General features: G+C 75.3%; 4 protein-coding genes. 2 read left to right on the forward strand and 2 right to left on the reverse strand.

Annotated features, from left to right (window positions below):
- The first annotated feature begins 70 nt into the window (after positions 1–70).
- On the forward strand, positions 71–1,084 hold the full coding sequence (locus PLP61_RS15085; protein WP_324503577.1) for an ABC transporter ATP-binding protein: 1,014 nt from the start codon (positions 71–73) through the stop codon (positions 1,082–1,084).
- Positions 1,077–2,240 (forward strand): N-methyl-L-tryptophan oxidase, encoded by a 1,164-nt coding sequence (gene solA, locus PLP61_RS15090; protein WP_324503578.1) that lies wholly within the window; start codon positions 1,077–1,079, stop codon positions 2,238–2,240. The genes PLP61_RS15085 and solA overlap by 8 nt, the downstream gene beginning before the upstream one ends.
- A 6-nt stretch (positions 2,241–2,246) precedes the next feature.
- On the opposite strand, the gene PLP61_RS15095 is transcribed toward solA, so the two are convergent.
- Positions 2,247–4,160, reverse strand: coding sequence for a CocE/NonD family hydrolase (locus PLP61_RS15095; RefSeq protein ID WP_324503579.1), 1,914 nt, complete (start codon positions 4,158–4,160; stop codon positions 2,247–2,249).
- A partial coding sequence (locus PLP61_RS15100) for a P1 family peptidase (RefSeq protein WP_324503580.1) occupies positions 4,157–4,586 on the reverse strand: 430 nt, incomplete at its 5' end. The genes PLP61_RS15095 and PLP61_RS15100, both read right to left, overlap by 4 nt.

Consider the following 4,586-nt stretch of genomic DNA (forward strand, 5'->3'; position numbering starts at 1 on the left):
AGGCGGCGGAGCCGCCGCTGCGGGCAGCGGCAGACGCCCGCGGAGCCGCCTGCATCCGGGTGGTGGGCCCATGACGGACGGGTCGGGCGCGCTGCTCCGGGGCTCCGGGCTGTCGGTCGTCTTCCGCAGCCGGGGCGGCGTCGAGGCACGAGCCCTCGACGGGGCCGACGTCGTGCTGAACCCCGGGGAGATCCTGGCGCTGGTGGGGGAGTCCGGATCGGGCAAGACCACCCTGGCCCGCACGTTGATGGGGCTGGAGCGGCCCACCGCCGGCGAGGTGCGCTACGGCGGGGAGCCGCTGCGGTACACCACCCGGGGGCTGCGGGACTTCCGTCGCCGGGTGCAGATGGTGCTGCAGGACCCGGCCGGTGCCCTCAACCCGCGGCACACCGTCTACGAGTCCGTGGCGGAGGGGCTGCGGCTGCACGGGATGGTCGCCCATGACCCCGAGGGGCGCAACGAGGCCGAGCTGGTGGCCGCAGCGCTGGCGTCGGCGGGCCTGCGGCCGCCGGAGGGGCTCTTCCTGCGCTACCCCCACGAGCTCTCCGGAGGGCAGCGGCAGCGCGTGCTGATCGCGGGCGCCCTGGCCCTGAACCCCGAGCTGCTGATCGCCGACGAGCCGGTGTCGTCGCTGGACGCGTCCATCCGCGGTGAGATCCTGGCGCTGCTCCTGCGGTTGCGGCAGCAGCGCGGGCTGGGCGTCCTCGTGGTCACCCACGACCTGGGCCTGGCCTGGAACATCGCGGACCGGATCGCGGTGATGTACCTGGGCCGGGTGGTGGAGACCGGGCCGACGGAGGAGGTGCTCTCCGCGCCGCGGCACCCCTACACCAAGGCACTGCTCTCGGTCGTCCCCGAGACCGGGGCGCTGACCCCGGTGGTGCTCACCGGCGAGATCCCCGACCCCACCCGCATCCCCGCCGGCTGCCGGTTCCACCCGCGCTGCCCGGCGCTGGCCGACGGCTCGGCGGCGGCGGTCGAGCAGGCCTGCCGGTCGGAGTCCCTCGACGTGCTGCCGGACTCCCCGGAGGGCCACCACGTCGCCTGCCACCTGGTCGCGCACGCCGGAGTCAGCGGTGGCTGAGGTCGTCGACTACGTCGTCGTCGGCCTCGGCGCGCTCGGCTCCGCGACGGCGTACCAGCTCGCCCGGCGCGGCCACCGCGTGGTGGGCGTGGAGCGGTTCGCCCTCGGCCATGACCGGGGCGCCTCCCACGACACCAGCCGGATCCTGCGGCACAGCTACCACACGCCGGCCTACGTCCGGTTGACCCGCGAGGCGTACGCCGACTGGGCGGCGCTCGAGGCGGACTGCGGGGAGCCGCTGGTGACCGTCGTCGGCGGGATCGACCTGTTCCCGCCGGGGGCCGCGATCCCGCTGGCGGACTACGAGCGGTCCCTGGTGGCCGAGGGGATCGAGCACGAGGTGCTCGACGTGGCGACGATCGGGCAGCGGTGGCCCCAGCTGGTGCTGCCCGACGCGACGGTGGGCCTCTTCCAGGCACGGGGGGCGATCGTGCCGGCCGGGCGCGGCACCGCTGTGCTGCAGCGGCTGGCCCGCGCCTCGGGCGCGGTGCTGCGCGACCACGCCTCCGTCTCCGCCCTCCACGACCGGGGGGAGGCCGGGGTGGAGGTGACCGCCGGCGGGACGACGTACTCCTGCTCGGGCGTGGTCCTGTGCACCGACGCCTGGACCAACCGGCTGCTCGCGCACCTGGACGCCGAGCTGCCGCTGACCACCACGCTCGAGCAGGTCACCTACTTCGCGCCACCCGATCCCACGGCCTTCCAGCCGGGGCGGCTGCCGCTGTGGATCTGGATGGACGAGCCGTCCTTCTACGGCTTCCCGTGCTACGGGGAGGCGACGGTCAAGGCGGCGCAGGACTGCGGCGGGCCGGTCGTCGACCCGGACGACCGGACCCGCGACCCCGACCACGGGATGGAGGAGCGGCTGGCCGCGCACCTGGCCAGGATGCTGCCGGGCTCGGGGCCCCCGGTCCGCTCGCTGCGCTGCCAGTACACGCTGACCCCCGACCGGGACTTCGTCGTGGACGCGGTGCCGGGCCACCCGGCCGTGTGGGTGGGGCTCGGAGCCGCGCACGGCTTCAAGTTCGCCCCGACCCTGGGCCGGATCCTGGCCGATCTCGTCACCACCGGCGCGACCGCCTCCGACATCTCCGCCTTCCGGTGGGACCGCCCCGCCCTCCTGGATCCGGACTTCGAGCCGAACTGGATGGTGTGACGGCCGTCAGCGAGGGAGGCGCTCGGTCCAGGTGCGCCGGCTGATCTCCACCCCGTCGTGCAGCGCCACGGTCTCGATGAGCACGTCGTACCCGTCGCCGTCCACGGCCACGTCCATCAGCGACCGGACCTCCGCGCAGACCCCGGGCCAGGTCAACCGGTAGCGGGTGTCCGCGTGGGCCGCCTGCGCGAACGTCTCCCGGTGGACGCACACCTCGCCCAGGTAGGTCTCGCTGGCGTGCCCCCCGTACGGCGTCGGGTAGTCCGACACCTGCCGGGTCACGGCCGTGGTGGTCCGGCCGAGCACGTCGTCGCGCAGCTCCCAGTCCACGCCCTCGGCCGACTCCGCGGAGTGCTCCGCGCCGGGTGCGAAGTCCGGGGCCGGGAACTCCCCGCTCAGCACGGGCAGCTCCAGCGTGGCCTCGTGCACGGTGAGCGTGACCGGCGCGGGTGGTGCCACCGTGTTGGGCCAGTCGGCGCCCGCCACGCTCAGCCGCAGGCGGTTGCCGCGGGTCCACTCGAACGCGCAGGCGTCCAGCTCGACGGTCACGTCGTACGCCGTCCCGGGTGCCAGCGGCGCCGGAGGGCGGTGCACCCCGGCCCGGTAGGCCAGGTCGAGGCTCCCGCGGGAGACCAGGGCCGAGGTGCCGTCGGGGAACACGTCGCCCAGCTTCACCGACAGGGACGCGGCCGGAGCGTCCGCGCTGACCCGGAGCCGGAGCACGGGGTGCCCCACCAGCGGGCCGTCGGGGGGTGCCAGGTCCCAGGTGAGAGAGCGTGCGTCGTCGAGCCGCTGGTCGCCGGACTGGCCCCAGGGAAGGTGGCCGGCACAGTCGATCCAGGCCGCCGTGCCCACGTCGGATGCCACCGGGAGCACCCGGGGCCCGGACAGCTCGTGGACCACCGGCGCGGTCGGCGGCACCGAGGGGAGCCGCAGCCAGCGCCCCTCGTGGAGGTCCAGGTCCGGGGCCGGCCGGGTGGAGGAGCGGACGAACACGTCGCAGCCGTCCCGGTGCCCGCCCGAGCCACGCAGCCACCGGTCGAACCAGGCGGCGAGCTCGGCGTCGAAGTCGATCCGCGGCCCGGGCATCGCGGTGGTCGGGTCCGCGTGCGCCCACGGGCCCGCGAGCAGCCGGTGCGGCACACCGGCGTCTCGCAGCGCTGCGACGGTGCGCAGGGAGCTGTTGCGATAGCCGTCGGCCCAGCCGACGACCAGCATCACCGGGCAGGCGATCCGGTCGTAGCCGCGGGTCGATCCGTCCAGGCGCACCGACCCGTGGTTCCAGTAGCCGCCGTGCCGGCTCTGCCGAAGCCAGGTGAGCACCCACGGCTCGTTGGTCCGCAGCCGGCGCTGCCACTCCTCGGCCCACCCGTCCCCCCACACGGCAGGGACCGGCGGCAGCACGCACATCGCGGTCATGTAGTGGCAGTAGTCCACCAGGTCCACCAGCCGGAGCGCCCCGCCGCGCCAGTGGACGTCGTCGGTCCACCGGTCGTCGGTGGCGTAGATCGCGCAGATCGCCTTCAGGGCGGCGGGCCGCTCGCAGGCGAGCTGGAGGGAGTTGAAGCCGGAGTACGACGTGCCCCACATGCCCACCTGGCCGTCGCACCACTCCTGGGCGGCCAGCCAGGCGATCACCTCGGCCAGGTCCCGCTGCTCGGCCGGCGGGTACTCGTCGGTGGCGTCCCCGCCCGAGGACCCGGTGCCTCGCAGGTCGACCCGGCACACGGCGTACCCGTGCCGGTCGCGCAGGGTGCGGTAGCTCTCGGCGTACGACGCGGTGAGGTCGTCCTTGCGGTAGGGCAGCGCCTCCAGCAGGCACGGCTGCGGCCCGGAGGAGCTCGGGGGCAAGTACAGGGTGGCGGCCAGCGCGAGACCGTCGGTCACCGGGATCCGCACCTCCCGGGTGGTGGCGCTCATCGCCGCCCCAGCAGCGCCAGCACCTCAGGGCTGTGCAGCGACTCGCTGGTGTGGCCGTCGCGGCCCCGGGTCGTGGGCGCGGTGAGCATCGAGTTGAGCACCGCCTCCTCGCTGGCCTCGACCACCGCCGCGAACAACGGGTCCAGCGCTCGGCCCGTCACGAGGGGGGTCCCGTCCGGCCGGCCGGCGCGGTCGAGGCGCATCCCGGTCGCGAAGCCGAGGAAGATCTCGCCGCTGCCGTGGTGCGCGACCGAGCCGGCGCGGGCCAGACCGAGCCCCGTGCGACGCGCCAGCCGGGCACAGGCGGCGCCGTCGAGGGGTGCGTCGGTGACCACGAGCCCGATGCACGAGCCGGCCGGGGCGTGCGGCCCCGTGCGAGCGGGGGGCAGCAGCCTGCCGACGGGGACCCCCGCGACCACGCACTTC

This window comes from Nocardioides sp. (assembly GCF_035429765.1).
GTDB lineage: Bacteria > Actinomycetota > Actinomycetes > Propionibacteriales > Nocardioidaceae > Nocardioides.

What these genes read in the sequence shown, in the direction of transcription:
- PLP61_RS15085 (WP_324503577.1), top strand. Translation starts at nt 71, where the DNA reads ATGACGGACGGGTCGGGCGCGCTGCTCCGGGGCTCCGGGCTGTCGGTC.
- PLP61_RS15095 (WP_324503579.1), bottom strand. Translation starts at nt 4,160, where the DNA reads ATGAGCGCCACCACCCGGGAGGTGCGGATCCCGGTGACCGACGGTCTC.